Origin of the sequence: Rhodococcus sp. IEGM 1241, assembly GCF_033142365.1 — a bacterium.
Taxonomy (GTDB): domain Bacteria; phylum Actinomycetota; class Actinomycetes; order Mycobacteriales; family Mycobacteriaceae; genus Rhodococcus_F; species Rhodococcus_F erythropolis.
Genome location: NZ_JAWLSE010000005.1, coordinates 65676 through 91807 on the forward strand (window position 1 = coordinate 65676; position 26132 = coordinate 91807).

Consider the following 26132-nt stretch of genomic DNA (forward strand, 5'->3'; position numbering starts at 1 on the left):
ACGGTTCAGAGAGTCAGGAGCATGCGAGTATTGCCGAGTGTGTTGGGTTTCACATAGCTCAGATCGAGGAACTCGGCGACGCCGGCGTCGTAGGACCGACACATTTCCGCATAGACCTCGGCGGTGACGGGAGTGCCGTCGATCTCCGCGAATCCGTGACGGTGGAAGAACTCGGTCTCGAACGTCAAAACGAACAACCGTTCCAACTCCAATTCCTTGGCGACCTCGATGAGTTTGTCGACGACGTGGAAACCTGCGCCCTGCCCTTTCGCAGTCGGATCGACTGCTACGGTGCGGATCTCACCCAGGTCCGCCCACAGCACATGCAGTGCGCCGCAGGCGATTACCTGGTCACCCCGCTCGGCGACCCAGAACTCCTGGACTGCCTCGTACAGCGTCACGAGATTCTTCTCGAGGAGGATCTTGCCGGCGTAGATGTCGATCAGACGCTTGATTTCGGGGATGTCCGACGTTCGCGCGCGACGCACGATCAACTGGCTCTCGGTATAGGTCGGCGCGGTCGAAGTCATGTGGTGCACATTAGTCAATGGCCCTACCGATATTCTAAGTCGCGTGCCTGTCCGCCCCACGCAATTCCCGCGCCGCTCGGCTGTATCCCGGGTTCGGCTCACCGCCTGTGCGGTGATCCGATGAGTACCCCGCGTGATCAGACCGACGCCCATCGCGCCGCCGTCGGCCCGTCCGACGGCACACCTGTCGCGGACAACCCGGTTCCGTTGCTGAACATCGCGAACATTCTCACGATGATCCGAATGGTTCTCGTTCCGGTGTTTCTCGTTGTTCTGTTCGTCGACGGCGGACACTCGACGTGGTGGCGTCTCGGGGCGATGGGCGTGTTCATCGTCGCCGCGATCACGGATCGGATCGACGGCCAATTGGCTCGGAAGTACGGTCTGGTCACCGATTTCGGGAAACTCATGGACCCGATCGCGGACAAGGCGCTGATCGGAGCCGCGCTGATCGGGCTCTCGGTTCTCGGTGATCTGTCGTGGTGGGTGACCGGAGTGATCATCGCCAGGGAACTCGGAATCACGCTGCTGCGGTTCGCGGTTCTGCGGCACGCGGTCATCCCGGCGGGCAAGGGCGGCAAGCTCAAGACCCTCGTGCAGGCCGTTGCGATCGGGTTCTACCTCTGCCCGCTGCCGAGCAGTTGGGACATCGTCAGCGGGCTGCTGATGGCTGCTGCCGTCGTGCTGACGGTGGCGACGGGAATCGAATACATCGTGCAGGCGATCAGGCTTCGCGCCGGAGTTCGCGCAGTCGAGTCATGACCGATCCGCTGCTCGGACTCGGAGTGGTCGAACTTGTCGAGGCCCTCGGCGCCGCGAAGCAGACTGTCGCCGCCGCCGAATCTCTGACAGCAGGGTTGTTCACGGCTGCAGTCGCGTCGGTGCCGGGGTCGAGCGCGGTGCTGCGCGGGGGCCTGGTCGTGTACGCGACCGACCTGAAAGCAACGCTGGCCGGTGTGGATCCAAGCCGCCTGGCAACGGACGGCCCCGTGTCCGAGAGCACGGCGGTGGCATTGGCGCTCGGTGCCCGGACGAAGTGCGGTGCGGACTGGGGTATCGGTCTGACCGGAGTCGCCGGTCCGAGTGAGCAGGACGGACACCCGGTCGGAACAGTGTTTCTCGGTATCGCCGGCCCTGACGGAACCGAATGCGAACCGCTCGCGCTCGGCGGCGAACGGTGGGAGATTCGGACAACCGCGGTCGCGACTGCCGTGTCGCGGTTGCGTGATCGTGTCGTAGAGCGTGCGGCACGATAGGCTCGGGAACCAATCGGATGTGTTCGGACGTTGACGATTGTGAAGACGTACGACCATGCACGATGAGGTCACGGATGAAGGAGGAGCGAGATGGCGCTGCTATTGCGTGAGGCAATCGGTGACAGTCTCCGGCGTACGCGCGTTTCGCAGAGCCGCACGCTACGTGAGGTGTCGAACAGCGCGCGTGTGAGCTTGGGCTATCTGTCCGAAGTGGAACGTGGACGTAAGGAAGCATCGAGCGAATTGTTGGCGGCGATCTGTGATGCGCTCGCAGTCCCACTGTCCGACGTGCTGGTCGACGTGAGCGAGACCCTGGCCACGAAGAAGAGCGCTCCGGTAGCTGGTCGGCAGGTTGCCGAACCTGCCGTGTCGGCTTCCGGCTCTGTCTCGGCTTCCGGTTCGCCGACTATCGCACGCGACACCCGCGTCGTGATTCCGGCACCGAACGCTCGAAGGTTGGCGGCGGCGTAGCCACTACCGGCCGTAACCGATAGATTTTGTACGTAACCGCCGGTTTCCAGCAGGTGGGGTCAGAGCAGATAGGGCGCAGCCCTTGTTTCGGTGCGCGACGGTCGCGCTCCGGGTCGCGTTCGGCGCGGCGCATCAGATGGAGGCAGGATCAAACCAATGGCTAATCCTTTCGTCAAGGGCTGGAAGTACCTGATGGCGCTCTTCAATTCGAAGATCGATGAGAAGGCAGATCCAAAGGTTCAGATTCAGCAGGCGATCGAGGACGCACAGCGCCAGCATCAGGCGTTGTCCCAGCAGGCTGCGTCGGTGATCGGTAATCAGCGTCAACTCGAGATGAAGCTCAGCCGTCAACTCGACGAGGTCGAAAAGCTCAACGCCAACGCGCGCCAGGCAGTCAACCTCGCCGATCAGGCCGCTGCTGCCGGCGACAACGACAAGGCGATTCAGTACACCAACGCTGCAGAAGCTTTTGCGGCCCAGTTGGTGACGGCCGAGCAGGGCGTCGAGGATCTGAAGGCACTGCACGACCAGTCCTTGCAGGCAGCCGCTCAGGCCAAGAAGGCCGTCGAGCAGAACGCGATGACTCTGCAGGCAAAGGTTGCCGAGCGCACCAAGCTGCTCAGCCAGCTCGAGCAGGCCAAGATGCAGGAGCGCGTGAGCGAGTCCCTTCGTTCCATGGACAGCACGCTGTCGGCTCCGGGCAACACACCCAGCCTCGATGCTGTGCGCGACAAGATCGAACGTCGCTACGCTGACGCACTCGGCTCGGCCGAGCTCGCCCAGAACTCCGTTCAGGGCCGCATGATGGAGGTCCAGCAGGCCTCGGTCCAGATGGCAGGGCACAGTCGCCTCGAGCAGATTCGTGCATCCATGAAGGGCGAGGCGCTGCCGTCCGGCGGCGCAGCAGCCACTCCCGCGACTCCGTCCGTCGAGAAGCAGCCCCCGGCTGCCGGTCAGACCGGGCAGTAGCCGAATCCTCGATGTCGGCAGTGATGCTCTGATGTTTTCTTCACGAGACGGTCGATCTGGGCGTGAGCCCCGGTCGGCCGTTCCCGTTTCCGTATCCGGCGCTTTCGGAGCCTTGGGACGCACCGCGGATACATTGCGCGAGGTCGGGCTTTCGGCGGCGGATGCCGCTCGGCGGTGGCAGGACCCGCGGGCCAAGTTCGAGCGCAAGCGTGCCCGTGCGCGCCGACGCGCTCAGCGTTGGGGTTTCATGTCCGGAGGATCCGTGGTCGGCACGGCCGGCCTCGCCGTCGCGTCGGCTCCCGAGTGGTCGGTGGTCGTGGCAGGCGGGGGAGCGGCACTGTTCGCGGTTCCGGCCGTGATCGCGGTCGGCCGCTACCGTTCGATGAGTTCCGGCCCACCGCCGTCCGCGCCGATTCGCCGGCGGTTGCCACCGTCGTCGTCTCGTGCGTTCATCCCGATGTCGCGCCTCATCGGCGCCGAGACTTCGCTGTTCGAGATCTTGAGTGTGCTCAGACGCGCCGACACCATCGACCCCGGTGAGTTGGACGAAATCACTGTTACCGCCGATTCGGCATTGAGAGCGATGTTCGCGGTGTCTTCGGATGTCGTCGCGATGGAACGCGCTGTGGCCGCGACGCCGAAGGTAACCGAACCTCTTGATCCCACCATCGACGGCGCAGTCCGTGAGTTGCAGTCGGGGTTGGATCAGTACGAGGATCTGGTGACTTCGGCAGCTGCTCTGACAGCGCCTCACAGCCCGTCGGCGCTCGTGGGATTCAACCGAGAGCTTTCGGCGCTGCACGCGGCCGCCGAGCGGCTCTCGGCGCTTGCCGACGCCATCGGCGAGGTGGACGACATCACCCGCAAGTACAACTGATCGGCTCTCGCGCCTGATCGATGCACACTGTTCGACATCTCAGTCGTCGGCGCCGCGGGCCGCCAATGCTTCGCCCATTGCGTCCGCGGTCATCAGGGTGCCGACGATGACCGGCACTGCGAAGGATCGCAGCGAGAATCCGAGCCCTCGCGCCTTGCGTGCCTCGGACACCTGTGTGATGACCTCGAACATCAGCGGGATACACCGGATCGTCATTGCGAGGAGCAAGGCGATCCGTTCGGGATTGACGCCGAAGCGTCGCAAGGGTGTCAGAAATCTGGTGATCGCGTCGAGCATCTCGGAGATCCGTGTGGTCAGACCCATGATCGCCGCGAAGGCGATCGAAATGATCAGAACCCCGCAAACGACGGCCGCTCGCTGCCATCCCGCGACTACCAGCTGGAACGCCCCGATGAAGAGCAACATCCACAGCGCCGGACGCAGCTGCCGGATTGCAGTCATCGGAGGAATGCGCGCAATCGCGTACAGGGCCACAACTACGATCGTGGGAGCTGCCAGTTGCCACGGCTCACGCACGAAGATCGAGACGGCGAGAATGGCCACGACCAAGGCGAAGAGCTTGATTCCCGTCGGCATCCGGTGCAGGAGTGAGCAGCCCGGTCGGTAGACGCCGAGAGTGGTCACGAGACCAACGACCGGTAGTGATCGATGGAGTCGGCGGGGGAGCCGTCAGCGACGACGCGGCCTTGGTCGACGACCAACACCCGTTCGAAGGATTCGAGGAGATCGAGTTGGTGGGTCACGACGATCAGTTGCTGATCGAGTGACGCGAATACCGAGCTGATCAGCCGAGAGTTGCGAAGGTCGAGGAGCGTGGTGGGTTCGTCGGCGACGAGTACGTTCGGTTCCGTCACCATGATGGCTGCGAGCGCGAGGAGCTGTTTCTGCCCGCCCGAAAGCTGGTGGGTGGGATGGTCGGCGTGCCCGGCGAGGCCGTAGCGTTCGAGCACCGAGGCCACCTTTGCGGCGCGCTCGGCTTTGCCCAATCCGCTACGGCGGAGCGAGAATTCGATGTCCTCTGCAACCGTCGGCATCACGATCTGGTGGTTGGGATCGGTGAAGACGAATCCGACCTGCTTGCGTACGTCGCGGCCCTTCTTCGCCGTGTCCAAGCCGTTGACGTGGACGTGTCCTTCCGTCGGAACGACCAGTCCGTTGATCATGCGAGCGAGGGTCGACTTTCCGCTTCCGTTCGCACCCACGATTCCGATTCGCTGCTCGCTCAGTCGCAGATTTATCTGCTGCAGGACCGTTCGTTCACCGAAGCTGTGTCCGACGTTCTCGAAGACGATCTCACTCATCGGAGATTAATTCGCCACCACGGTCTTGTTCGACGAGATCACCGAGTCGCGCAGCAGTGCTGGGTATGCCCGATGGACCTGGGACGCGACCAACGCGGTGACGACCGCTTTTGCGGCGTCGAGAGGAATGAAGGCGGCGTTGGCCGACCACGCGGCAACGAAGCTCATGTGTCCGCGGACCATCATTCCGACGATGCCGAACGCGTAGAGAATGACGACGCCGCCGAGAAGGTTGATGCCGATGCCCGCGATGATCCGGTACTTGGGCAGCATCTTGGCAGTCAGCCATCCGATGACAAACGCCGTCGGGATCCACCCGATGAGGAATCCGGCTGTCGGGCTGGAGAGAGACACGAGTGCGGTGCGACCGCCGGCAAGGACCGGTAGACCGACCAATCCCAGGGCAATGACCGTCAGGACGGCGAGAACACCCTTGCGCGGTCCGAGTAGAGCGCCGGCCATCATGACGCCCATGGACTGAAGTGTGATCGGCACGCCGGAAATGCCGATGTTGATCGACCCGGGGAGGCCCAGCGCGATGATGAGTGCGGCGAAGACGGCTACATGCGCGAGATCGCGAGCGGGGAAACGGGTCGTAGACACTGCGGACGTGCTCCTTCGGCATACGGGATCGAACTTCGCGAGTTTACGCCAGGAGCAAGCTCCGATGGGTTGGACACCTGACCTGCGTGAGGGCCGGTCTCGGGGTGAACCCTGATCTTTACCTGAACTTGCCGCTGAGCTGCTGCTTTGTCACGCCAGACCTGTCAGGCTGGTTCTACGGATGAAGCAGCACCTGTCCGATTCGACTGATTATTCAACGGCACGTTGGAGGTAAGCATGTTTTGGAAGATCGTTTTGGCCGTCGTACTGGTGTGGGTCGCACTCGCGGTGGTCGGTGCCCTGATCAAGGGGCTTTTCTGGGTTTTGGTGGTCGGCGCTGTCGGCTTCGGAATCTATTTCCTGGTGAAGGCGATGTCGGGAAGTGACGACAATTCGCCCGCTTCGCGGTTCTGACGGGCAAGATCTGCCCTATGGAAAACTTCCCCGAGGACTGGCAGCGCGCGATTGTCATCGTGGCGCATCCCGATGACATCGAATACGGCGCAGCCGCAGCAGTGGCGCAGTGGACCGATCTCGGCAAAGACGTGCGATATGTCCTGGCCACGCGCGGCGAGGCCGGAATTGCCGGTCTGTCGCCCGAGGAGTCCGGCCCGGTCCGTGAGGAAGAAGAGCGTCGCTCGGCCGCGATCGTCGGTGTCAGTGAGGTGGAGTTCCTCGGCCTGCCCGATGGTCGTCTCGTGGAAGGCTTGGAGTTGCGCTCGACTCTCGCCGCAGCAATTCGTCGTCACCGCCCGGAATTGGTGGTGACGATGAACTTCTCCTATACCTGGGGGCCTGGCTACCTCAACAGCGCGGATCACCGAGCGCTCGGGATCAGCGTCCTGGACGCGACCGCTGATGCGGCGAACGAATGGATCTTTCCGTCATTGACGGCGCAGGGACTGGCGCCGTGGTCCGGCGTTCGGTGGGTTGCGGTCAACACGATGACTCCTACACACTGCGTCGACGTGACGTCGACGGTCGATCGCGCCGTGGATTCACTCGCGGAACATGCGCGATATCTGGCGGCGTTGAGTTCCACGCCGATCCGGGAACAGGCGCGCGCACAGATCGACATGGTCAGCGGACCGAAGCCTGGATTCGACGCCGAGCGCGCAGTTGGTTTCGAGTTGTACTATTTCTGATGATCTCTGAGCGAGAGAACTCGCAAGTCCCGACGGGATTACCGGTGACTTGTCCGGTATTGTGTTACACACGATGGTAATCCGTAACGCAGATGGCCCAATTGTCCCTCGCAAGGCAGACGGTCAGCGCATCCCCAGCCGCGAGATCGACGACGTGATTCTCGACGCAGCAAGGTCGTGTGTCCTCGATTTCGGAATGCAGCGAACCACACTGGCGGAGATCTCGCGTCGCGCCGGCGTGAGCCGGCCGACCGTCTACCGGCGATGGCCGGACACGCGAGCCGTCGTCGCGGATCTGCTCACTCGGGAGATTCGATCGGTGCTGCCCGAGGTGACCTTCACCGGGTCTGCGGCCACATTGCTCGTGGAAGCGATCGGGGACGTCGTCGGCCAGATTCGCGACCATCCGCTCTTCGTGAAGATTCGGCACGCTGATCAAGAGTTGCTCACCACCTACATCGTGGACCGACTCGGCGCGAGCCAGAAGTCGATTCTCGAACTGATCACTTCCGTCGTCGCTGCCGGTCAACAAGACGGTTCGATTCGCGAGGGAAGCGTCAACGAGATTGCGGCGATGGTTCTACTGATGGCTCAGTCCGTCGTCATCTCCGCACCGACTCTCGAGCCGGAACTTTCCGCCGACGCGTCGGTCGAGCAACTCAGACATGCGGTCGCTGCGTATCTGGCACCTGCAAAGAATTCGGGAGAATAGCTGTGGACCCTCGAGATTCAGCAGGCAGTGATTCAGCAGGCGGCGATTCAGCTCTCAATGCACAGCGGCGTACTCGTGAGCTCGAGCAGTTGGCGAACGGCGATTCGGTTGACGTCCTGGTCATCGGCGGCGGAATCACCGGTGTCGGTGTCGCTCTCGACGCCGTGACTCGTGGGCTCAGTGTTGCGCTGGTCGAAAAGCACGACCTCGCGTTCGGCACCAGCCGCTGGAGTTCGAAACTGGCACACGGCGGCCTTCGGTACCTGGCTTCCGGCAATGTCGGTATAGCGCGTGAAAGTGCGGTCGAGCGCGGCATTCTCATGACGCGCACCGCGCCGCACCTCGTTCGCGCCATGCCTCAACTCGTACCGCTGTTGCCCGAAACGTCGTTCTTCGGGAAGGCCCTGGTGCGTACCGGTTTCCTGGCCGGTGACGCTCTGCGCATGTCGGCGCGAACCCCGGCTTCGGTTTTACCCAGATCACGGACGGTCAGCGCTGCGCGGGCGCGCGAATTGGCTCCCGCGGTCAAGCAGGAGAACCTACGAGGCGCCTTGACCGCGTTCGACGGGCAGCTCATCGACGACGCCCGGCTCGTCGTCGGCATCGCCCGAACCGCAGCGTCCTACGGCGCGCGAATCCTGACCCGCGTCGGTGCATACGACGTATCCGGAACGTCGGCCACCTTGCGCGACGAGTTGACCGGGTCCGAGTTCTTGATGCGTGCCCGCGTCGTGGTCAATGCGACCGGTGTCTGGGCTGATCAGGTCGACTCCAGCATCACCCTGCGCCCCAGCCGCGGGACGCACCTGGTGCTCGATGCAGAGCGATTGGGGAACCCCACGGCAGCACTGACCGTGCCGATTCCCGGCGAGACCAACCGTTTCGTCTTCGCGCTGCCCGCGCAGCTCGGCCGGATCTACCTCGGGTTGACCGACGAAGCAGCGCCGGGACCGGTGCCCGACGTACCGACGGCGTCCGAGGACGAGATCGACTTCCTGCTCGACACCGTGAACACGGCGTTGGAAGTTCCGCTGACCCGTGAGGACGTCTTGGGGACCTTCGCGGGTCTGCGTCCGCTGCTGGACACCGGTGAAGGCTCGACGGCCGACCTCTCGCGCAATCACGCTGTAGTCCGTTCGGACTCGGGCTTGGTCACGGTGGTGGGCGGAAAACTCACGACGTACCGCAAGATGGCCGAAGACGCCGTCGACGCCGCGGTCGAGGTCGGATCGCTGAGCGCCGGGGCGTGTCGGACACGCGCGTTGCCGCTGGTAGGCGCTGCATCACCGGTGGAATTGAAAAAGATCAAGGCACCGGCGTCGTTGGTGGCGCGATACGGCACAGAGGCCGAGGTCGTGGCCGCGGCGAGCAGCGATCGACTCCGATCGGTTGCGGACTTGGAGATCTGCGGCGCCGAGTTCGATTTCGCGGTATCGCATGAAGGCGCAGTCGACGTCGACGACGTCCTTGATCGCAGGACGAGAATCGGATTGGTGGCTTCGGATCGCGAACGCGCACTGGGTGCGGCGGAACAGGCCTTTCACTCGGTGTGACACTCTGATCCGGTGCGTGTAGCCGTTGTTGCCGGGCCGGACCCGGGTCATGCTTTTCCCGCAATAGCGTTGTCGTTGGCGTTGATCCAGGCCGGCGACGACCCGATTCTGTACACGGGGACCCGGTGGGTCGAGGCAGCGCGAGCGGCCGGCGTGGAAGCCGAGCCTCTCAAGGGCTTGGCCCCGCGGCCGGGAGACGACGATCTTGATGCAGGCGCTCGGATTCATTCGCGCGCCGCCTATATTTCCACCGAACTGCTTCCCGACCTGAAATCCGTCTCCCCGGATCTCGTCGTCTCCGACATCCTCACTGCCGGAGGCGGATTGGCCGCCGAACGACTCGGCATCCCCTGGGTGGAACTTTCGCCTCACCCGCTGTACTCACCGTCGCGGGGGTTACCGCCGATCGGCAGTGGGCTCGCGCCCGGCATCGGAATTCGTGGTCGACTTCGCGACACCCTGATGCGCGCCGCAACAGGACGTTCGATCAAGCAAGGGTTGGCGCAGCGCTCGCAGGCCCGTGTCGGCATCGGGCTACCCGCCCTGGATCCAGGCCCGCATGCTCGCCTGATCGCAACACTTCCGGCACTGGAAGTGCCGCGTCCCGACTGGCCGGAGCACGCCCACGTCGTCGGCCCGCTTCTCTGGGAGCCGACCGAGGTGATTCTGGACCCACCGCCAGGTGACGAACCGCTGGTCATGGTGGCGCCGTCCACGGCGCACACCGGCGCAGTGGGAATGTTCGAGGGCACGGTCGAAGGACTCGGCGGCGCCGGTGTGCGGCTGATCGCGTCGATGCTCGACGGAGCCGAAGGCGAGCATCCCGATTGGGTTCGTGCAGGTCTCGGACGCCAGGACGCGATGCTGCGTGACGCGTCGGTGTTGGTGTGCGGCGGCGGGCACGGCATGTTGGCGAAGGCCTTGCTGGCCGGCGTGCCGACGGTCGTCGTTCCCGGGGGTGGGGACCAGTGGGAGTTGGCCAATCGCGCTGCGCGGGCAGGGACGTCGGTGATCGTGCGGCCCGCAGATGCCCGCTCGATTCGCGATGCCGTACTGCAGGTGCTCTCCGACAAACGATTCGCGGAAGCTGCGATGTCCGCTGCCGCGACTGCGTCGCAGGTCGCCGATCCGGTGGCGGTGTGCCGACAGGTGGTCAACGGCGGTGTGACGGCGTGAGCATGTTGCGCCTGAATGCAGGTGCACCGCTCTGTGGACTACGGTGGCGGCTGTGCGGTTGACCGAATTTCATGAAATGGTGCGCGAAGAGTTCGGGCAGGTACGAGGCGACTCGATGCTGATCGACCATGTACTCCAGAGTCTCGACGGAATGACTGCTGCGGAGGCCGTCGAAGCAGGTTGGGAGCCTCGCGAAGTGTGGCGTGCGCTCTGTGTGGAGTTCGACGTACCACCCGCCCGCCGCTGATTTTTTCGGCGTGTCGAACGTCTCCCATCTTCTGTTCGAACACGTGTTCGTCTATGCTGAAGCTGTTCGGTGGTGACGCTCCTTTCGTAACTGCGAACTTTCGGTGATCGACAAGCACAGTGATCGACAAGCGCGAAAGCAAGATCGAAAAGTCTGTCGGTGGCCGGATCTACTCTGATCGCAACACACCAACAGGGTCGGCTCAGGCAGGCGCTGAAGAGACGGAGTCTGCTCAGGCAGGCACTGAAGACTGAAACAAGGATGGGGATCACGATGGCACCACAGGCACCTGATCGGGACAAGGCACTCGACCTCGCGTTGGCGCAGATCGACAAGAACTTCGGCAAGGGTTCGGTGATGCGCTTGGGCGAGGGTGTTCGTCAGCCCATCGCCGTCATTCCCACCGGTTCCATCGCGCTCGACGTCGCGCTGGGTATCGGCGGACTGCCGCGTGGCCGCGTCATCGAGATCTACGGCCCGGAATCTTCGGGTAAGACCACCGTGGCACTGCACGCAGTTGCCAATGCTCAGGCCAACGGCGGCATCGCGGCGTTCATCGACGCGGAGCACGCACTCGATCCCGACTATGCAGCCAAGCTGGGCGTCGACACCGATGCACTCCTGGTCTCGCAGCCCGATACGGGTGAGCAGGCCCTCGAAATCACCGACATGCTGATCCGTTCGGGCGCCCTCGACATCGTCGTGATCGACTCCGTGGCCGCTCTTGTTCCTCGCGCCGAGATCGAAGGCGAGATGGGTGACAGCCACGTCGGTTTGCAGGCTCGACTGATGAGCCAGGCACTGCGCAAGATCACCGGTGCCATGAACAACTCGGGCACCACCGTCATCTTCATCAACCAGCTTCGCGAGAAGATCGGCGTGATGTTCGGTTCTCCCGAAACCACCACCGGTGGTAAGGCACTGAAGTTCTACGCTTCGGTCCGCCTCGACATCCGTCGTATCGAAACTCTCAAGGACGGTACCGACGCAGTCGGTAACCGCACTCGAGTCAAGGTCGTCAAGAACAAGGTCGCGCCGCCGTTCAAGCAGGCCGAGTTCGATATTCTCTACGGCCAGGGCATCAGCAAGGAAGGCTCGCTCATCGATATGGGTGTCGAGCACGGGTTCATCCGCAAGTCCGGCTCCTGGTACACCTACGAAGGTGACCAGTTGGGTCAGGGCAAGGAAAATGCTCGTAAGTTCTTGCTGGAGAACACCGATATCCGTGACGAGATCGAGAAGAAGATCAAGGAAAAGCTCGGTATCGGTGCTGACGTCACTGCAACCGACGAAGCTCCCGCCGACTTCTGAGTTCAGTCATGAGCTTCGACGACGGTGACAACGGCGAGAATGCTCGTGAAGAGTACGGCGCTCCTCGGCGTCGATCCCGTCAACGATCCGAGAAGCCGTCGCAACGCGCAGAAGGTGGGACAGAGGCGCAGGCCAAAGATGCTTGCCTGCGCCTTCTGACCGACCGGGCGCGCAGCCGCTCCGAACTGGAAACCAAGCTGAGCGGACGCGGCTTCGAACCCGAGATCATTACCAAGGTCCTCGATCGACTCCAGGAAATCGGGTTGATCGACGACGCGGACTTCGCGAACCAATGGGTTCATTCGCGGCATACGTACTCGGGCAAGGGAAAGCGTGCGCTTGCAGTCGAGTTGCGGCTCAAAGGAATCGACCAGGACGTCGCTTCCGAAGCGTTGTCGCAGATCGATCCGGAAGATGAGCGCGAGCGAGCAGCGGAGCTGGTTCGGCGGAAGCTGAAGAACAAGCCCGTCGATGATCGTGACAAGGTCACGCGTCGACTGGTCTCGATGCTGGCACGCAAGGGATATTCAGCTGGGATGTCGTACGAGGTGGTCAAAGCCGAGATGGCGGCGGTCACCGACTCCTAACGAAGTGCAGCATTCAGAACAACAGGGCGGGGGTACCACCGAAATTCGGTGGTACCCCCGCCCTGTTGTGTATTCGCGCTAACGCGGCCGGATTCGACTCACGGCTCCATCTGATTCACGGCTTGGTCAGGTCCATGCCCGGAACCGAAACGGCTGGGTCGGCGGACGGAGCCGCGATGGGGCCCTTGCCCTTTCGCTTTCCGGAACGCAGGCGCTTCTCCACCTTGGTTGCCAGGAAGGTCAGAGCCGAGTTGAGAGCGATCATAATCGCGGCGACCACGATGAGCGCCGGCAGGAAGTTTCCGTAGAAGGTGCCGAGCTGTTGGGCCTGACGCACCAGCTCGACATACCCGATCAGGTAACCGAGGGCGGAGTCCTTCAACGCCACGACCATCTGTGAAATCAGTGCCGGGAGCATGGCGGTAACCGCCTGGGGGAGCAGGATCGTCACCATGATCTGCGTCTTGCGCATGCCCAGTGCCTTGGCGGCCTCACTTTGCCCTCGTGGGAGTGAGTTGATTCCGGCACGGACGATCTCGGCGATCACTGACCCGTTGTACAGAGTCAGACCCACGACGACTGCCGCGAGTGCGAGGTACTTGGACTTGAAGACCTCGTATTCGGCGAACACCTGATACGAGAAGATCATCAGAATCAGAACCGGTACTGCTCGGAACAATTCGACGATGACGCCGCAAATCTTCCGAATGATGTTGTGCTCGGAGAGTCGGCCGATACCCAGGGCAGAACCGAGGATGAGCGCGAAGACGATGGACATCGCAGCCGCGATCAGCGTTCCCCGGATGCCGGGTATCAGATACGTTGTCCACGACGTGGATTCGAGGAACGGATCCCACTTCGCTGCTGTCAGCTGGCCCTTTTCGTCGAGTGCGCGGTAGATGACGTAACCGATTGCGACCATGAGTGCAGCGACGACAAGGGACGCGAATCGGTAGAGATTTCGCGCTCTGGGGCCTGGCGCGTCGTAGAGGACTGTTGCGCGGTTGCTCATCGTGAAACCTCGAATCGCTTGCTCAGCTTGCCGAAGATCAAGCCCATGGGAAGTGTCAGGATCACGAAACCGACAGCGAAGATTCCACCGACGACGAAGATCGCCGCTTCGTTTTCGATCATCTTCTTCATCAGCGCTGACGCTTCGGATACGCCGATCACCGCGGCGATGGTCGAGTTCTTGGTCAGTGCGATCAGCACGCTACCCAGCGGTGCTGTGACCGCGCGAAATGCCTGAGGCAGGACGATCAGCCGAAGATTTTGTGCAAACGACAGACCGAGTGATCGGCCCGCTTCGGCCTGGCCGACCGGAACGGTATTGATTCCCGATCGAAGTGACTCACACACGAACGCGGCGGTATAGACACTGAGGCCGAGTACTGCGAGTCGGAAGTTGTTGTCTGTCAAGAACGTCGGTGAGTCCGACTTGGCGAGATTGACTCCGAGCGTCTGCGACAGACCGAACAGACAGAACAGCAGAATCAGTGTCAGGGGGGTGTTGCGGAACACGGTCACGTACGCGGTACCCAGGAATCGGGCGACCGGAACCGGTGACACGCGCATGGCCGCGATCAGGACACCGATGATGACGGCGCCGATCGCGGAGAAGAACGTCAGCTGGATCGTGGTCCAGAAGGCTTCCAGAATCTGGTCGCCGTACTTGCTCAGAAGGTTCACTTGCCGTCTCCCCAGATCACGGGATCTCCGTTGGTGGCGTCACGCGCTGCGGCTCCCGAAATGGGGAGCCGCAGCGAGATTGACGGTGAAAAAAGCAGGTCAGTAACGATCAACGGTGGGCGGGGCCGGGATCGGGTAGCCCGAAGCACCAACGGTGTTGTTGAAGGCTTCTTCCCACGCGCCGGTGGAGATCATCTTCTCGATGGCATCGTTGATCTTGCCGCGACCCTCGGAATCGTCCTTGGCCAGGCCGACACCGTACTTTTCGGTCGTGAACGGTTCTCCGACGACCTTAAGCTCGCCCGGGTACTGGGCAGCGTAGCCGGCGAGGATGATGTCGTCGGTGGTGACAGCGTCGACAGCGCCGTTGCGCAGAGCCTCGACACAAGCGGAGTAGGTGTCGAGCGGCTGGAGCTGGACGTCCTTGGCGTAGTTGTCCTGGATGTTCTGCGCCGGAGTCGAACCCGACACCGAGCAGAGCTTCTTGCCGCCGGTCAGGGAATCGGGGCCGGTGATGTCGGTGTTGTCGGAGCGAACGAGCAGCGACTGGCCTGCGATGAAGTACGGGCCGCCGAAGCTGACCTTTTCCTTGCGCGTGTCGGTGATCGAGTATGTCGCGACGATGTAGTCGACCTCGCCGTTCTGGATCAGGGTCTCGCGCTGGGCTGACGGAGATTCCTTGAAGGTGATGCCTTCGGGCTTTACGCCCAGTTCGTTTGCGATGTAACGGGCTACCTCGACGTCGAAGCCGGAGAAGGTGCCGTCAGGGTTGCGCTGACCGAGGCCGGGCTGATCGAACTTGATGCCGACGGTGAGAGTGCCGTCGGAAGCGCTCTCGGTGATCGACTTGTTCTCCTCGCCGCCGCCACAGGCCGTGGCAGCGAACGCGATGGCCATGATTCCGATTCCGAAACGGACGGAACGATTGATCTTCATGAAGATCCTCTCAGTTGTCGACACACGAACAGTGCAGTCGAGATGAACGGTGCAGCCGAGGTGAACGGTGCAGTCGAGCAAGTTGTCTTGTGGACGAGGACAGGACTGTCGGAGGGGAGACTGTAATCAGTGCGTGAGGATCTTGCCGAGGAAGTCCTTGGCCCGATCCGACTTGGGATGGGTGAAGAACTCTTCGGGCGTGGTGTCTTCGACGACCTGGCCGTCAGCCATGAACAGCACACGATCGCCGGCTTTGCGCGCGAAGCCCATCTCGTGCGTGACCACGAGCATGGTCATGCCTTCCTTCGCGAGGGAGGTCATGACGTCGAGGACTTCGTTGACCATCTCGGGGTCGAGAGCGGAGGTGGGCTCGTCGAACAACATCACCTTCGGCTGCATCGCAAGAGCGCGAGCAATGGCGACACGCTGTTGCTGACCGCCGGAAAGCTGCGCCGGGTACTTGTCGGCCTGATTGGCGATACCGACACGTTCGAGCAACGCCTGCGCGGTCTTCTTGGCTTCGTCCTTTTTTGCCTTGCGGACCTTCATCGGTGCGAGCATGACGTTCTCGAGGATCGTCTTGTGCGCGAACAGGTTGAAAGACTGAAAGACCATCCCGACGTCGGCACGAAGTGCGGCAAGTGCTTTGCCCTCTTCGGGGAGCGTCTTTCCGTCGACGGCGATGGTGCCGGAGTCGATGGGTTCGAGGCGATTGATGGTGCGGCACAGAGTCGATTTACCGGAGCCCGACGGACCGAGGACGATCACCACTTGGCCCTTGGGTACCTCGAGATTGACCTCTTGCAGGACGTGAAGTTCCCCGAAGTGTTTGTTCACCGAGGTCATCGAAATCATGGATGTGGAATCGCCGGAGGTGGTCGGCGTCGTCGCATCGTCGGCTTGGGTCATAAACGAGAACCTTAGGCGTAGTTTGCGTCGACGCCCGTGATTTCGCCATGGTTCTTGCCATATGTAATGGAAATTTTACTGTGACGACGTTTATGTCGCGTTTCGGCTGTTTATCAGGGCGTTATTACACGTCGTAGTGGACGTGAGCTAGGCTGAAGCGTGTCACTGATCGACGAAATGTCCCCTGCACTTCCGGAGCCGACTGCAGTTCCGGAGGCAACTGCTACGCCTGTTCGCACCTACGAGGTGCGGACGTACGGCTGTCAGATGAACGTCCACGATTCCGAGCGACTGTCCGGTCTGCTCGAGGACGCCGGGTATTCGAAGGCGGAGACCGGAACCGATCCTGATCTTGTCGTCTTCAATACGTGTGCGGTCCGCGAGAACGCGGACAACAAGTTGTACGGCAACCTCAGCCAGCTCGCCCCCAACAAGGAGGCGAACCCCGACATGCAGATCGCGGTCGGTGGGTGCCTGGCGCAGAAGGATCGTGACACCGTCGTCAAGAAGGCACCGTTCGTCGATGTCGTCTTCGGCACTCACAACATCGGCTCGCTTCCCGCGCTGCTCGACCGCGCGCGTCACAATCAGCGCGCCGAAGTCGAAATCCTCGACGCACTCGAGGCGTTTCCGTCGACACTGCCAGCCAAGCGCGAATCTGCTTATGCAGGTTGGGTTTCCATCTCGGTGGGCTGCAACAACACGTGCACGTTCTGCATCGTTCCGGCCTTGCGTGGCAAGGAAGTGGATCGACGTCCCGGCGACATTCTGGCCGAGGTGCAGGCACTCGTCGACGAGGGTGTCTCGGAAGTGACCCTGCTCGGACAGAACGTCAACGCCTACGGCGTGTCGTTCGCCGATCCGGAGCAACCGCGCGATCGCGGAGCCTTCGCCTCCCTCTTGAAGGCGTGTGGACACATCGACGGCCTCGAACGGGTCAGGTTCACATCGCCGCACCCGGCAGAGTTCACCGATGACGTCATCGAAGCGATGGCAACCACTCCCAACGTCTGCCCGCAGCTGCACATGCCGTTGCAGTCCGGTTCGGACAAGGTTCTCAAGGCGATGAAGCGCTCGTACCGCAAGTCGAAGTACCTCGGGATCATCGAGAAGGTGCGCGCCGCAATGCCGCACGCCGCCATCACCACGGACATCATCGTCGGGTTCCCGGGGGAGACGGAAGAGGATTTCGAGGAGACGCTGGACGTCGTGCGTAAGGCGCGATTCTCCAACGCCTACACCTTCCAGTACTCCAAGCGCCCGGGCACGCCGGCGGCGGAGATGGCCGATCAACTCCCCAAAGAGGTTGTCCAGGAACGCTACATGCGATTGCTCGCGGTTCAGGAAGAAGTGAACATCGAGGAAAATCGCAAACTCGTCGGCACCGAGGTAGAACTGCTGGTGGCTGCGGGTGAGGGCCGCAAGAACGCAGCGACTCACCGTCTCAGCGGTCGCGCGCGAGACGGCCGCCTGGTGCATTTCCGACCCGAGGGAAACCTCGACGGCACAATCCGACCCGGCGACGTGGTGACGGTCGTCGTCACCCACGGAGCCCCCCATCACCTCGTGGCCGATGACGGAGTGCTCACACACCGTCGGACCCGCGCCGGTGATTCGTTCGAAAAGGGCATCACACCCAAGACCCCGCCCATCGGCGTAGGTCTCGGACTACCGAAGATCGGTGCCCCAGCCCCACAACCCGTCCAGATGGGATGCAACGCATGACCTCGCAACACGAGAACAAGACACCTCAGCCGGGCGACGACGCCTTCGAGGGCTACCGCAAGGACCTCGACGACGCGGAACGCAAGGTCGCGGGAGAAATCGATCCGGGTGCGCGCGCCATGGTTGTCGCGGTTGCGGTGCTCGTGCTGGTCGGCACACTTGCACTGCCCCATGCGGGAGTTGCGAACGGCTGGGATGTGCTCGCGTACAACCAGGACGCGGAAAGTGAACGGATTGCACTGTTCTCACGCTTGTTCGTGTGGTTCGTTGTCATCTTCGGCATCGGATTCTCGATGCTCGCACTCGTGACGCGGCGCTGGAGTCTGGCGTGGGTCGCGCTGGCCGGTAGTGCCGTGGCGAGTGCGCTGGGAATGATGGCCGTCTGGTCACGTCAGACCATTCCCGCCGGATTCAACGTGGCAGGACCGTCGATCGGGCTGGTCATCGGATGGTTTGCCGTCGTGTTCTTGACGTTCCATTGGCTCAAGGTGGTCTGGACGCGAACCAACATTCAGCTCGCCGCCGAGGAGCAACGCCGGATCGCTGCGGCTGAAGCCGAGAAGCATCAGGAATGGAACGTCGGCTGACACGGAAGTTCTCTTAGCCAATAGCGCAAGACAACGCCGGCTGACTCCTTTCGGAGTCAGCCGGCGTTGTTGTCGTACTCGTTTGTCGTCTGCTACTCGCTGACAGCGCTCTCGGCTGCTTCGGCCCACTCACGCCACTGCTTTGCCTGAGCGAGAGCCTTCTCGGCGTCCTTCGTCTTGCCGGCAGCCTGAGCCTTGGCGGCCTGCTCCTCGAACTGGCTGACCCGCTCCTTGAACTGCGCGACCCGGGCAAGTGCTTCCGGATCGGTACGACGCCACTCGGCGTCGACGGCGTCGCGCACCTTGGTTTCGATGGCCCGGAGCTTCGCTTCGAGTTCCTGCATCCGGTCGCGCGGCACCTTGCCGATCGCGTCCCACTTCTCCTGCAGGTCGCGCAGCGCTGCACGAGCGTTCTCGAGTCCGTGTGCCGGATCGATGTTCGCGTTCGCAGCGAGCAGCTCTTCCTTTGCAACCGCGTTCTGCTCGAATTCGGCGTCGCGCTCGGATGCAGCAGCGTTGCGTGCGGCGAAGAACACGTCCTGAGCGCCCTTGAAGCGCTTCCACAGGTTGTCGTCGGCCTCGCGCGGTGCGCGGCCGGCAGCCTTCCACTCGCTGAGTAGATCGCGGAATTCTCCAGCGGTCTGTCCCCATTCAGTGGAGGTCGACAGCTTCTCGGCGCGGTCGACCAGTTCTTCCTTCGTCGAACGGGCGCTCGCACGATCACGATCGAGTTCGGCGAAATGCGCTCCACGCCGTCGGTTGAAGGACTCGCGAGCCTTGGAGTACCGCTTCCACAGTGCGTCGTCGACCTTGCGGTCGATTCCGCGAATCGTCTTCCACTCGTCGAGAATCTCGCGCAGTCGATCACCCGCGGTCTTCCACTGGGTCGACTCCGAACCGATCTGTTCGGCCTCGACTGCGAGGGCCTCCTTGCGGGCGGTGCTCGCGGCGCGAGACTGTTCCTTCTCTTCCTTCGCGTGCGCTGCGGCCTCGTCGGACCCGGCAACGATCACGTCGAGTCGGCGGGCCAGAGCGTCGAGGTCACCGATCACGGCAGCGGTGGAGAGGGATTCGGACAGAGCGATGGCGGCAGCCTTGGTCTTCTTGGCGTCTCCGGCGCCCGACGTCAGACGAGCCTCGAGTAGCGAGACCTCGGTCGCGAGGTCGTCGTAGCGACGACCGAAATGGGCGAGGCCCTCGGTGGCGTCCCCGGCCTGCCACGAACCGATCTGGCGTTCACCGTCAGCGGTCTTCACCCAGGCGGTTCCGTCTTCCTCGACGCGGCCGAACTTGCTCGGGTCGCTGGCCGGCGCGGCGGTGACGGCATGCGAGGCTGCCGGGCCGGGGCGAGGTGCTCCGGGGCGGGGCGCACCGGGGCGTGGTCCACCAGGTTTGGGAGCACCGGGTTTGGGTGCTGCCGGGCTCGGGCTGGCCGAACTGCTGTCGGCGCCGGTGGTGGGTTCACTGTTCTCGGTCATCGGTCCTCGTCTCTGCCGCGCGTCACGGCTGCCTGATCGCATTCCTGGTTCCATTGAACCCGGTACTCACGTTCTCCGACTATTGAATCAGGTAAGAGGGTGTGAGGTCGCCACCTCGGGGTCGACTAGCGTGGCAACTGTGTTGACTTCCGCTGTTCTCGTCCCCTCGGCGCCGTTACTCGTGCCGGAATTGTCCGGTGATTCGACCGAGTCCGCTCAGGTGCGCGCTACAGCGATAGCCGCCGTGCGCCGGCTCTCTCACGAGGCGGTTCACTGGGTGGGCGTCGGTGTCGGCCCCGAGAATGCAGGACCCAAGAATGCAGCAGGCGAACTCTGGCGATCGGGCGTCGGACGTGGGCAGATCGGTACTTTCGCGGGATTCGGCGCCGATGTCCGGACGTCCCTGGACGCGGATGCGGCAGGTGAACCGATGCCATCTCTCGAACTGTGCGCCCTTGTTGCCGGCTGGCTGCGTGCCCGAGCGGACGTGGAGATCACCGTCGACATGCACGTCGTCAGTGCAGAGGCGTCGGTGAATGAATGTCGTGAATTCGGACAGCAGCTGCGCAAGCAACTCGACAGGGACAACCGACCGCAAGGGCTTCTGATCGTGGCTGACGGTGCGTCCACGCTGACGGCCAAGGCGCCCGGAAGCTTCGACGAGCGCGCCGCTGGCGTGCAATCGGCCATCGACGATGCCCTGACCGCCGGTGACCCGGAGGCGCTTCTTGCTCTCGATCCGCAGCTCTGCCGGAGTGTCGGAGCCCAGGGTCGTGCGGCGTGGCAGGTCCTGGCCGGTGTCTTCATGAACTCGTCTCGGTCAACCACGACACGTTCGGTGGTCGACTACAGCGATGCGCCGTTCGGCGTCGCGTACCACGTCGGGACGTGGCGGCCGTGAACGTCCCTGAAGAACTTCGCCCGATCGCAGTTGTCGGTCCGACCGCGTCGGGAAAGTCCGATCTCGCGTTGGCACTGGCCGAGGAATTCGGCGGTGAGATCATCAACATCGACGCGATGCAGCTCTATCGCGGCATGGATATCGGGACCGCCAAACTGACGCCGGCCGAGCGTCGCGGGATTCCGCATCACCTGCTCGACGTTCTCGACGTGAAGGAGACCGCCACCGTCGCGCGTTATCAAAGCGACGCGATCGCGATCGCCGAGAATCTGATCGCGGCGGGCAAGGTTCCGGTGATCGTCGGCGGATCCATGATGTACGTCCAGTCCCTACTCGACGAATGGTCCTTTCCGGCAACGGATCCCGAAGTTCGTGCGAAGTGGGAGGCAGTGCTGGCCGACGGTGGGGTCGGTGCGGTGCATACGGCGCTTGTTGCTGCTGATCCGGTAGCGGCGGCGTCGATACTGCCGACGGACGGTCGGCGGATGGTTCGGGCGCTCGAGGTCGTCGAGCTGACAGGTCTGCCGTTCGCGGCCTCAGCTCCGCAGATCGGTGACCCTCGTTGGGGAACCCGCATTCTCGGCGTGGATCGGGATACGGAAGAACTCGACACACGGATTCGGTTGCGAACCGAACTGATGTTTTCAGGCGGACTTGTCGACGAAGTCGCCGTACTCGTCGAGCAAGGATTGCGTGAGGGCGTCACAGCGCCGCGAGCCATCGGCTACGCACAGGTGCTCGCACATTTCGACGGTGAATACGATCTGGCCGAGGCACTCGAACGGACGTTCATCGGGACGCGGCGCTACGTTCGCCGCCAACGATCATGGTTCCGTCGTGACGCACGCGTGCACTGGCTCGACGGTGCCGATCCGGAGCTGGCTCGCTCGGCCTTCGCTGCCCTTGCATATCGCGGCCTGTAACACGATCGCGCCGATCAGCTATCTTACAGTTAGCTCTTTCGCGATCCATTCGTTTCGCGATCGACGGACTGGAGGACAACGAACATGGCGCAGACCGGGACACACGCGCGACCGAGAGGCCGACGCGCGGGTCGGCTGCCGCTTCTCCTACTGCTCGTCACATTTCTCGCGGTCGGCGGGGTGCTCGTCTATTTTGCGGTGAGTGCGGCCGGGAAGCCCATCAGCGCACCTGTTCCCGAAGGACCCTTCGACGTGGGAGCCCCAACCGATCCAGGGGCGAGTTGGGCGCCTGCGCCAACGGATCTGCCGCCGAACACGCTCGCGATTCCCGATCTCGATGTGCGAGCCGACATCGTGACCAGTGGGTTCGGCGCCAACCGCGGAATGATCCTTCCGCACCCTGACAAGGTTTCGCATTTCACCAACGGCGTGCAGTTCGGATCTTCGGAGGGCACCAATCTTGTTGCCGGCCACGTCGACGACGGTGATCGCACGCACGGCGCCTTGTGGGCGCTGCACCAGATGAAGCCCGGAACACCGATCTACGTGAGCGACGACACCGGAACGATGTTCACCTATCACGCAGCGAGCCTGAAGCTGTACGAAAAGGTGGCTTTGCCGGCCGAGTTCTTTTCCGAAACGGGTGCGCCCAGGCTGGTCCTCGTGACCTGCGGCGGCGCAACCGTGCCCGACCCCTCGTTGCCGTCCGGCTTCACGTACGAACAGAACGTCGTGGTCACCGCGTCACCTGCGTGAGTCGGTCGGTAGGTCCGGATAGGATGGCGACCATGGATTTCAGTAAGGGCCACGGCACGCAGAACGACTTCGTTGTTCTCCCTGACCTCGACGTTCGGGTCGATCTCGAGCCGGCGCGAGTTTCAGCGTTGTGTGATCGTCAGCGTGGCCTCGGCGCCGACGGCATCCTTCGTGTCGCCCGGGCAGGCGCACTTGCGGACGCGGGCGTGCTCGGTGCGCTGCCCGACGGCGTCGCTGCCGAAGACTGGTTCATGGACTACCGCAACAGCGACGGCTCCATCGCGGAGATGTGCGGAAACGGAGTTCGCGTATTCGCCCACTATCTCAAGGCCTCGGGCTTGGAGAGCAAGGACGAGTTCGTGGTCGGCAGTCGTGCCGGAGCGCGTCCGGTCGTGGTGCACGGCTACGACGCCACACATGGTGACGTGACCGTGGCGATGGGCCCGATCAAGGACCTCGGCACCAGTTCGGCAACAATCGACGGCCGCGTCTTCGCCGGCGTCGGCATCGACGTCGGTAATCCGCATTTGGCGTGTGTCGACGAGCACGTGACGGCAGAAGTTTTGAGTGCGCTCGATTTGAGTGTTTCTCCGGGCTTCGATCCGGGGTTCTTCCCGCACGGGGTCAACATCGAGATCGTGACGCCGATCCACGACGGTGGGGTCCACATGCGCGTACACGAGCGTGGTGTGGGCGAGACTCGTTCCTGCGGAACCGGAACGGTCGCAGCTGCGGCCGCGGCGCTGAAGTTCGACGGCCGCGACGAAGGCTCGGTGCTGGTGCGCGTGCTCGGCGGCGAAGTGCAGGTCACCGTCGAAGGCGGCGAAGGGTCGTTGCGGGGGTCCTCGGTTCTGGTGGCGAACGGGACGATCAGCGATGTCTGGTGGCAATCGCTCGTGTGATATCGCCCGCGGGAAATACGCCTGCAGGAAATACGGATGCACCGTGGCCAGGTTTCGTGGGACCATGGATCTTGTATGACGAACACACATGAAAACGAAGAGTCCACCGCTCACGAGCAGTCCGAGTACGCGCAAGCCGAATACACGGCAGCGTCCGCATCGGGCAACCCGTCGACCGGTGAGATGCAACTCGCAGATCGCGGCGCCCTGCGCCGCGTGGCCGGTCTGTCGACCGAGCTCGAGGACGTCACCGAAGTCGAGTACCGCCAGCTTCGACTCGAAAGAGTTGTCCTGGTCGGCGTCTGGACGCAGGGAACTGCCGAGCAGGCCGAGGCGAGTATGACCGAGCTGGCCGCACTGGCCGAGACGGCCGGCTCCGAGGTCCTCGAAGGACTGGTTCAGCGCCGCGACAAACCCGACGCTGCCACCTACATCGGTTCCGGCAAGGCTCAGGAACTGCGCGAAGTAGTCCTGGCGACCGGCGCCGACACCGTCGTCTGCGACGGTGAGCTGACGCCGGCGCAGCTCACGGCGCTGGAGAAGATCGTCAAGGTCAAGGTCATCGACCGGACGGCTCTGATTCTCGACATCTTTGCTCAGCACGCCACGTCTCGTGAGGGTAAAGCCCAGGTGGCTTTCGCTCAGATGGAGTACATGCTCCCGCGTCTGCGTGGTTGGGGCGAGTCGATGTCGCGCCAGGCCGGTGGCCGTGCCGGCAGTAACGGAGGTGTGGGCCTGCGTGGTCCCGGTGAGACGAAAATCGAGACGGACCGTCGCCGTATTCGTGAGCGCATGGCAAAACTGCGCCGCGAGATCAAGGGCATGAAGGCCGCCCGCGACACCAAGCGGACCCGTCGACTGCAGAGCGACATCCCGTCGATCGCCATCGTCGGATACACGAACGCGGGCAAATCGAGTCTGCTCAATTCGCTCACCGGATCCGGTGTGCTCGTGGAGAACGCGTTGTTCGCCACCTTGGACCCGACAACTCGTCGCGCCGCACTCGACGACGGCCGCGAGTACGTACTCACCGACACGGTCGGCTTCGTGCGACACCTTCCGACTCAGTTGGTCGAGGCATTCCGCTCGACTCTCGAGGAAGTGACCGACGCGGATCTGCTTCTGCATGTCGTCGACGGTTCGGATCCGTTGCCGACAGAACAGATCAAGGCTGTGCGGGAAGTCGTCACCGATGTTCTGCGCGAGACGGATTCGAAGGCTCCGCCGGAGTTGATCGTGGTCAACAAGATCGACGCGGCAGATCCGGTTACCTTGACGCAACTACGTGGTCTGCTGCCTGGTGCCGTGTTCGTCTCGGCGCGGACCGGTGAAGGAATCGCTGAACTACGAGCACATCTCAGCGAGGTGCTGGTTCGGCCGGAGGTCGAGGTCGACGTGCTGGTGCCGTACACGCGCGGTGATCTTATGGCTCGAATCCACTCGGACGGAACGATTTTGGAATCGACTCACGAAGAGGCGGGAACGCGGGTGCACGCACGCGTGCCACAGATGTTGGCCTCGGCATTGGTGGAGTACGCACCTAGTGCGTAGTTTCGGGGCCGTGGTCGCGGTGCTTGCTGCGACTACGGCAACCGCACTGCTTCCCGGAGCGCTCGCACAGGCGTCGTCGTTCGAACCGAGCGAGTTCGCCCCACTCTGTACACCTACCGATCCTGCGCTCCAGGAGTTGTCGGGGATGGTCGTCGTCGACGATCGGATCTACGCGATGGGTGACGGCGGCAGTGACGACTTCGTATTCGAAATGGACCTGAACTGTGTTGTCCAGAAACAGATTCCGGTCCCGATAGATCCTTACGACGTCGAAGATCTTGCGGTGAGTGGGCGAACGCTCGTTCTGTCGGACACCGGTGACAACCTCCGGACCCGCGAAACAGTGGCGTTCATCACGATGGACCTCGATTCCGGTGACGGTACGTTGCACCGCCTCACGTACCCGGACGGTGCGCACGACACCGAGTCGATACTGCTAGATCCCGACGGCCATGTTTTTGTCGTGACCAAGGAATTGTTCGGCGAAAGCAGTGTCTACACACCGGTCGGGGATCAGAAACTGAGTGACTTGGCGCAGCCCGGCCCGACGCCGCTCGAGCGCGTCGGAGCCGTGTCCCTCGGACCGGAGAAGCCCGTGTCGGTGATGTTCACCGGGGGAGCGGTGTCGTCGGACGGTTCGGCGATCGCACTTCGGAGTTACTCCGACCTGTACCTGTACGAAGTCGTGGACGGCGGAATCGGCGCGACGCTCACCGGTACCGAACCGCTGCGGATCCCGCTCCCGAAGGAGCCTCAGGGTGAGGCGGTGGCATTCAACGATGCGGGCGATGTTCTGATCGGTTCTGAATCTGCCGGCGGAGCGTTGCCGCCGGTGTACGTGATGCGAGCGCTCGTGGACGCGACAGAAGCGACGGCTGACTCGTCTGACGGTTCGGTCGGTGTCGGGGTCGATCCGTGGACATTCGTGTGGGCCGGGTTGGTCGCGGCAGGATGTGCGATCGGGGGCGCGGCGTTCGTGAGATTTCGACGACGCCGCTGATTCCCAAATAATTCCA

At 62.9% G+C, this 26132-nt stretch carries 30 protein-coding genes; 21 read left to right on the plus strand and 9 right to left on the minus strand.

What is annotated here, in order from left to right; translation table 11 throughout:
• Positions 1 to 5: 5 nt before the first annotated feature.
• Positions 6 to 530 (minus strand): amino-acid N-acetyltransferase, encoded by a 525-nt coding sequence (locus tag R4P70_RS21625; RefSeq protein ID WP_019748183.1) that lies wholly within the window; start codon positions 528 to 530, stop codon positions 6 to 8.
• A 120-nt stretch (positions 531 to 650) separates the two neighbouring features.
• Here R4P70_RS21625 and pgsA point away from each other — a divergent pair, with 120 nt between their 5' ends.
• The 5 genes from pgsA to pspM all read left to right on the plus strand — a co-directional run bounded on the left by pgsA (position 651) and on the right by pspM (position 4103).
• Positions 651 to 1292, plus strand: coding sequence for a CDP-diacylglycerol--glycerol-3-phosphate 3-phosphatidyltransferase (gene pgsA / locus R4P70_RS21630; protein WP_019748184.1), 642 nt, complete (start codon positions 651 to 653; stop codon positions 1290 to 1292).
• Complete coding sequence (locus tag R4P70_RS21635) at positions 1289 to 1786, plus strand: CinA family protein (RefSeq protein ID WP_021333594.1); 498 nt, start codon at positions 1289 to 1291, stop codon at positions 1784 to 1786. Before pgsA ends, R4P70_RS21635 begins: the two co-directional genes overlap by 4 nt.
• Before the next feature lie 90 nt (positions 1787 to 1876).
• Positions 1877 to 2257, plus strand: coding sequence for a helix-turn-helix domain-containing protein (locus tag R4P70_RS21640; protein WP_003942191.1), 381 nt, complete (start codon positions 1877 to 1879; stop codon positions 2255 to 2257).
• Between the two features lie 156 nt (positions 2258 to 2413).
• Positions 2414 to 3226 (plus strand): phage shock protein PspA, encoded by an 813-nt coding sequence (gene pspA, locus R4P70_RS21645; RefSeq protein WP_003942098.1) that lies wholly within the window; start codon positions 2414 to 2416, stop codon positions 3224 to 3226.
• A 31-nt stretch (positions 3227 to 3257) separates the two neighbouring features.
• Positions 3258 to 4103: a phage shock envelope stress response protein PspM gene (pspM, locus tag R4P70_RS21650; protein WP_020907518.1), complete on the plus strand. Its 846-nt coding sequence runs from the start codon at positions 3258 to 3260 to the stop codon at positions 4101 to 4103.
• A 39-nt stretch (positions 4104 to 4142) separates the two neighbouring features.
• Here the strand turns inward: pspM and R4P70_RS21655 are convergent, their stop codons facing one another.
• Genes R4P70_RS21655 through R4P70_RS21665 form a run of 3 tightly spaced genes read right to left on the minus strand, consistent with a single transcriptional unit; the run spans position 4143 to position 6028 of the window.
• A complete protein-coding gene (locus tag R4P70_RS21655) occupies positions 4143 to 4748 on the minus strand; it encodes an energy-coupling factor transporter transmembrane component T family protein (protein WP_019748187.1) in 606 nt (201 codons plus the stop codon).
• On the minus strand, positions 4745 to 5425 hold the full coding sequence (locus R4P70_RS21660; protein WP_021333596.1) for an energy-coupling factor ABC transporter ATP-binding protein: 681 nt from the start codon (positions 5423 to 5425) through the stop codon (positions 4745 to 4747). Before R4P70_RS21660 ends, R4P70_RS21655 begins: the two co-directional genes overlap by 4 nt.
• A gap of 6 nt (positions 5426 to 5431) precedes the next feature.
• Positions 5432 to 6028, minus strand: a complete 597-nt coding sequence (locus R4P70_RS21665; RefSeq protein WP_019748189.1) for a biotin transporter BioY — start codon at positions 6026 to 6028, stop codon at positions 5432 to 5434.
• A 237-nt stretch (positions 6029 to 6265) separates the two neighbouring features.
• Here R4P70_RS21665 and R4P70_RS21670 point away from each other — a divergent pair, with 237 nt between their 5' ends.
• From R4P70_RS21670 to recX, 8 genes are all read left to right on the plus strand, one after another.
• Complete coding sequence (locus tag R4P70_RS21670; RefSeq protein ID WP_003942133.1) at positions 6266 to 6442, plus strand: hypothetical protein; 177 nt, start codon at positions 6266 to 6268, stop codon at positions 6440 to 6442.
• Positions 6443 to 6459: 17 nt separating this feature from the next.
• Positions 6460 to 7173, plus strand: a complete 714-nt coding sequence (locus R4P70_RS21675; RefSeq protein ID WP_029255236.1) for a PIG-L deacetylase family protein — start codon at positions 6460 to 6462, stop codon at positions 7171 to 7173.
• 73 nt (positions 7174 to 7246) lie between these two features.
• On the plus strand, positions 7247 to 7885 hold the full coding sequence (locus R4P70_RS21680) for a TetR/AcrR family transcriptional regulator (RefSeq protein WP_019748192.1): 639 nt from the start codon (positions 7247 to 7249) through the stop codon (positions 7883 to 7885).
• Positions 7886 to 7887: 2 nt separating this feature from the next.
• Entirely contained in the window at positions 7888 to 9438 is a 1551-nt protein-coding gene (locus R4P70_RS21685; protein WP_317831722.1) for a glycerol-3-phosphate dehydrogenase/oxidase, read from the plus strand.
• Positions 9439 to 9450: 12 nt separating this feature from the next.
• Positions 9451 to 10614 carry a glycosyltransferase gene (locus tag R4P70_RS21690; protein WP_021333599.1) on the plus strand — a complete coding sequence of 388 codons (1164 nt, stop codon included), beginning with the start codon at positions 9451 to 9453 and terminating at the stop codon, positions 10612 to 10614.
• Positions 10615 to 10666: 52 nt separating this feature from the next.
• Positions 10667 to 10861 (plus strand): DUF3046 domain-containing protein, encoded by a 195-nt coding sequence (locus tag R4P70_RS21695; RefSeq protein WP_003942185.1) that lies wholly within the window; start codon positions 10667 to 10669, stop codon positions 10859 to 10861.
• A 273-nt stretch (positions 10862 to 11134) separates the two neighbouring features.
• Positions 11135 to 12172: a recombinase RecA gene (recA, locus tag R4P70_RS21700; RefSeq protein WP_007735170.1), complete on the plus strand. Its 1038-nt coding sequence runs from the start codon at positions 11135 to 11137 to the stop codon at positions 12170 to 12172.
• An 8-nt stretch (positions 12173 to 12180) separates the two neighbouring features.
• Positions 12181 to 12759, plus strand: coding sequence for a recombination regulator RecX (gene recX / locus R4P70_RS21705; protein ID WP_020907522.1), 579 nt, complete (start codon positions 12181 to 12183; stop codon positions 12757 to 12759).
• A 115-nt stretch (positions 12760 to 12874) separates the two neighbouring features.
• On the opposite strand, the gene R4P70_RS21710 is transcribed toward recX, so the two are convergent.
• The 4 genes from R4P70_RS21710 to gluA form a co-directional block, all read right to left on the minus strand.
• Positions 12875 to 13771, minus strand: a complete 897-nt coding sequence (locus R4P70_RS21710) for an amino acid ABC transporter permease (RefSeq protein WP_007735172.1) — start codon at positions 13769 to 13771, stop codon at positions 12875 to 12877.
• A complete protein-coding gene (locus R4P70_RS21715; RefSeq protein ID WP_019748198.1) occupies positions 13768 to 14448 on the minus strand; it encodes an amino acid ABC transporter permease in 681 nt (226 codons plus the stop codon). The genes R4P70_RS21710 and R4P70_RS21715 overlap by 4 nt, the downstream gene beginning before the upstream one ends.
• Before the next feature lie 99 nt (positions 14449 to 14547).
• Positions 14548 to 15384, minus strand: a complete 837-nt coding sequence (locus tag R4P70_RS21720; protein WP_020907523.1) for a glutamate ABC transporter substrate-binding protein — start codon at positions 15382 to 15384, stop codon at positions 14548 to 14550.
• Positions 15385 to 15510: 126 nt separating this feature from the next.
• The gene (gene gluA / locus R4P70_RS21725) at positions 15511 to 16239 is read right to left on the minus strand and encodes a glutamate ABC transporter ATP-binding protein GluA (protein WP_007735175.1); all 729 of its coding nucleotides are present in this window, start codon (positions 16237 to 16239) and stop codon (positions 15511 to 15513) included.
• 231 nt (positions 16240 to 16470) lie between these two features.
• Here gluA and miaB point away from each other — a divergent pair, with 231 nt between their 5' ends.
• Complete coding sequence (gene miaB, locus R4P70_RS21730) at positions 16471 to 18018, plus strand: tRNA (N6-isopentenyl adenosine(37)-C2)-methylthiotransferase MiaB (RefSeq protein ID WP_044480362.1); 1548 nt, start codon at positions 16471 to 16473, stop codon at positions 18016 to 18018.
• Entirely contained in the window at positions 18015 to 18605 is a 591-nt protein-coding gene (locus R4P70_RS21735; protein WP_020907525.1) for a hypothetical protein, read from the plus strand. The genes miaB and R4P70_RS21735 overlap by 4 nt, the downstream gene beginning before the upstream one ends.
• A gap of 92 nt (positions 18606 to 18697) precedes the next feature.
• Here the strand turns inward: R4P70_RS21735 and R4P70_RS21740 are convergent, their stop codons facing one another.
• Positions 18698 to 20083: a DUF349 domain-containing protein gene (locus R4P70_RS21740; RefSeq protein ID WP_317831726.1), complete on the minus strand. Its 1386-nt coding sequence runs from the start codon at positions 20081 to 20083 to the stop codon at positions 18698 to 18700.
• A 139-nt stretch (positions 20084 to 20222) separates the two neighbouring features.
• On the opposite strand from R4P70_RS21740, the gene R4P70_RS21745 reads away from it, so the two are divergent.
• The 6 genes from R4P70_RS21745 to R4P70_RS21770 all read left to right on the plus strand — a co-directional run bounded on the left by R4P70_RS21745 (position 20223) and on the right by R4P70_RS21770 (position 26116).
• Positions 20223 to 20984, plus strand: a complete 762-nt coding sequence (locus R4P70_RS21745) for a class III extradiol dioxygenase subunit B-like domain-containing protein (RefSeq protein WP_283567489.1) — start codon at positions 20223 to 20225, stop codon at positions 20982 to 20984.
• A complete protein-coding gene (miaA, locus tag R4P70_RS21750) occupies positions 20972 to 21907 on the plus strand; it encodes a tRNA (adenosine(37)-N6)-dimethylallyltransferase MiaA (protein ID WP_259119686.1) in 936 nt (311 codons plus the stop codon). Before R4P70_RS21745 ends, miaA begins: the two co-directional genes overlap by 13 nt.
• Positions 21908 to 21991: 84 nt before the next feature.
• Positions 21992 to 22663 carry a class F sortase gene (locus tag R4P70_RS21755; protein WP_317831734.1) on the plus strand — a complete coding sequence of 224 codons (672 nt, stop codon included), beginning with the start codon at positions 21992 to 21994 and terminating at the stop codon, positions 22661 to 22663.
• Positions 22664 to 22695: 32 nt separating this feature from the next.
• Positions 22696 to 23565 carry a diaminopimelate epimerase gene (gene dapF / locus R4P70_RS21760; RefSeq protein ID WP_283567491.1) on the plus strand — a complete coding sequence of 290 codons (870 nt, stop codon included), beginning with the start codon at positions 22696 to 22698 and terminating at the stop codon, positions 23563 to 23565.
• Positions 23566 to 23640: 75 nt separating this feature from the next.
• Complete coding sequence (gene hflX, locus R4P70_RS21765; RefSeq protein ID WP_003942213.1) at positions 23641 to 25116, plus strand: GTPase HflX; 1476 nt, start codon at positions 23641 to 23643, stop codon at positions 25114 to 25116.
• Entirely contained in the window at positions 25109 to 26116 is a 1008-nt protein-coding gene (locus R4P70_RS21770) for a hypothetical protein (protein ID WP_317831739.1), read from the plus strand. The genes hflX and R4P70_RS21770 overlap by 8 nt, the downstream gene beginning before the upstream one ends.
• Positions 26117 to 26132: the final 16 nt, after the last annotated feature.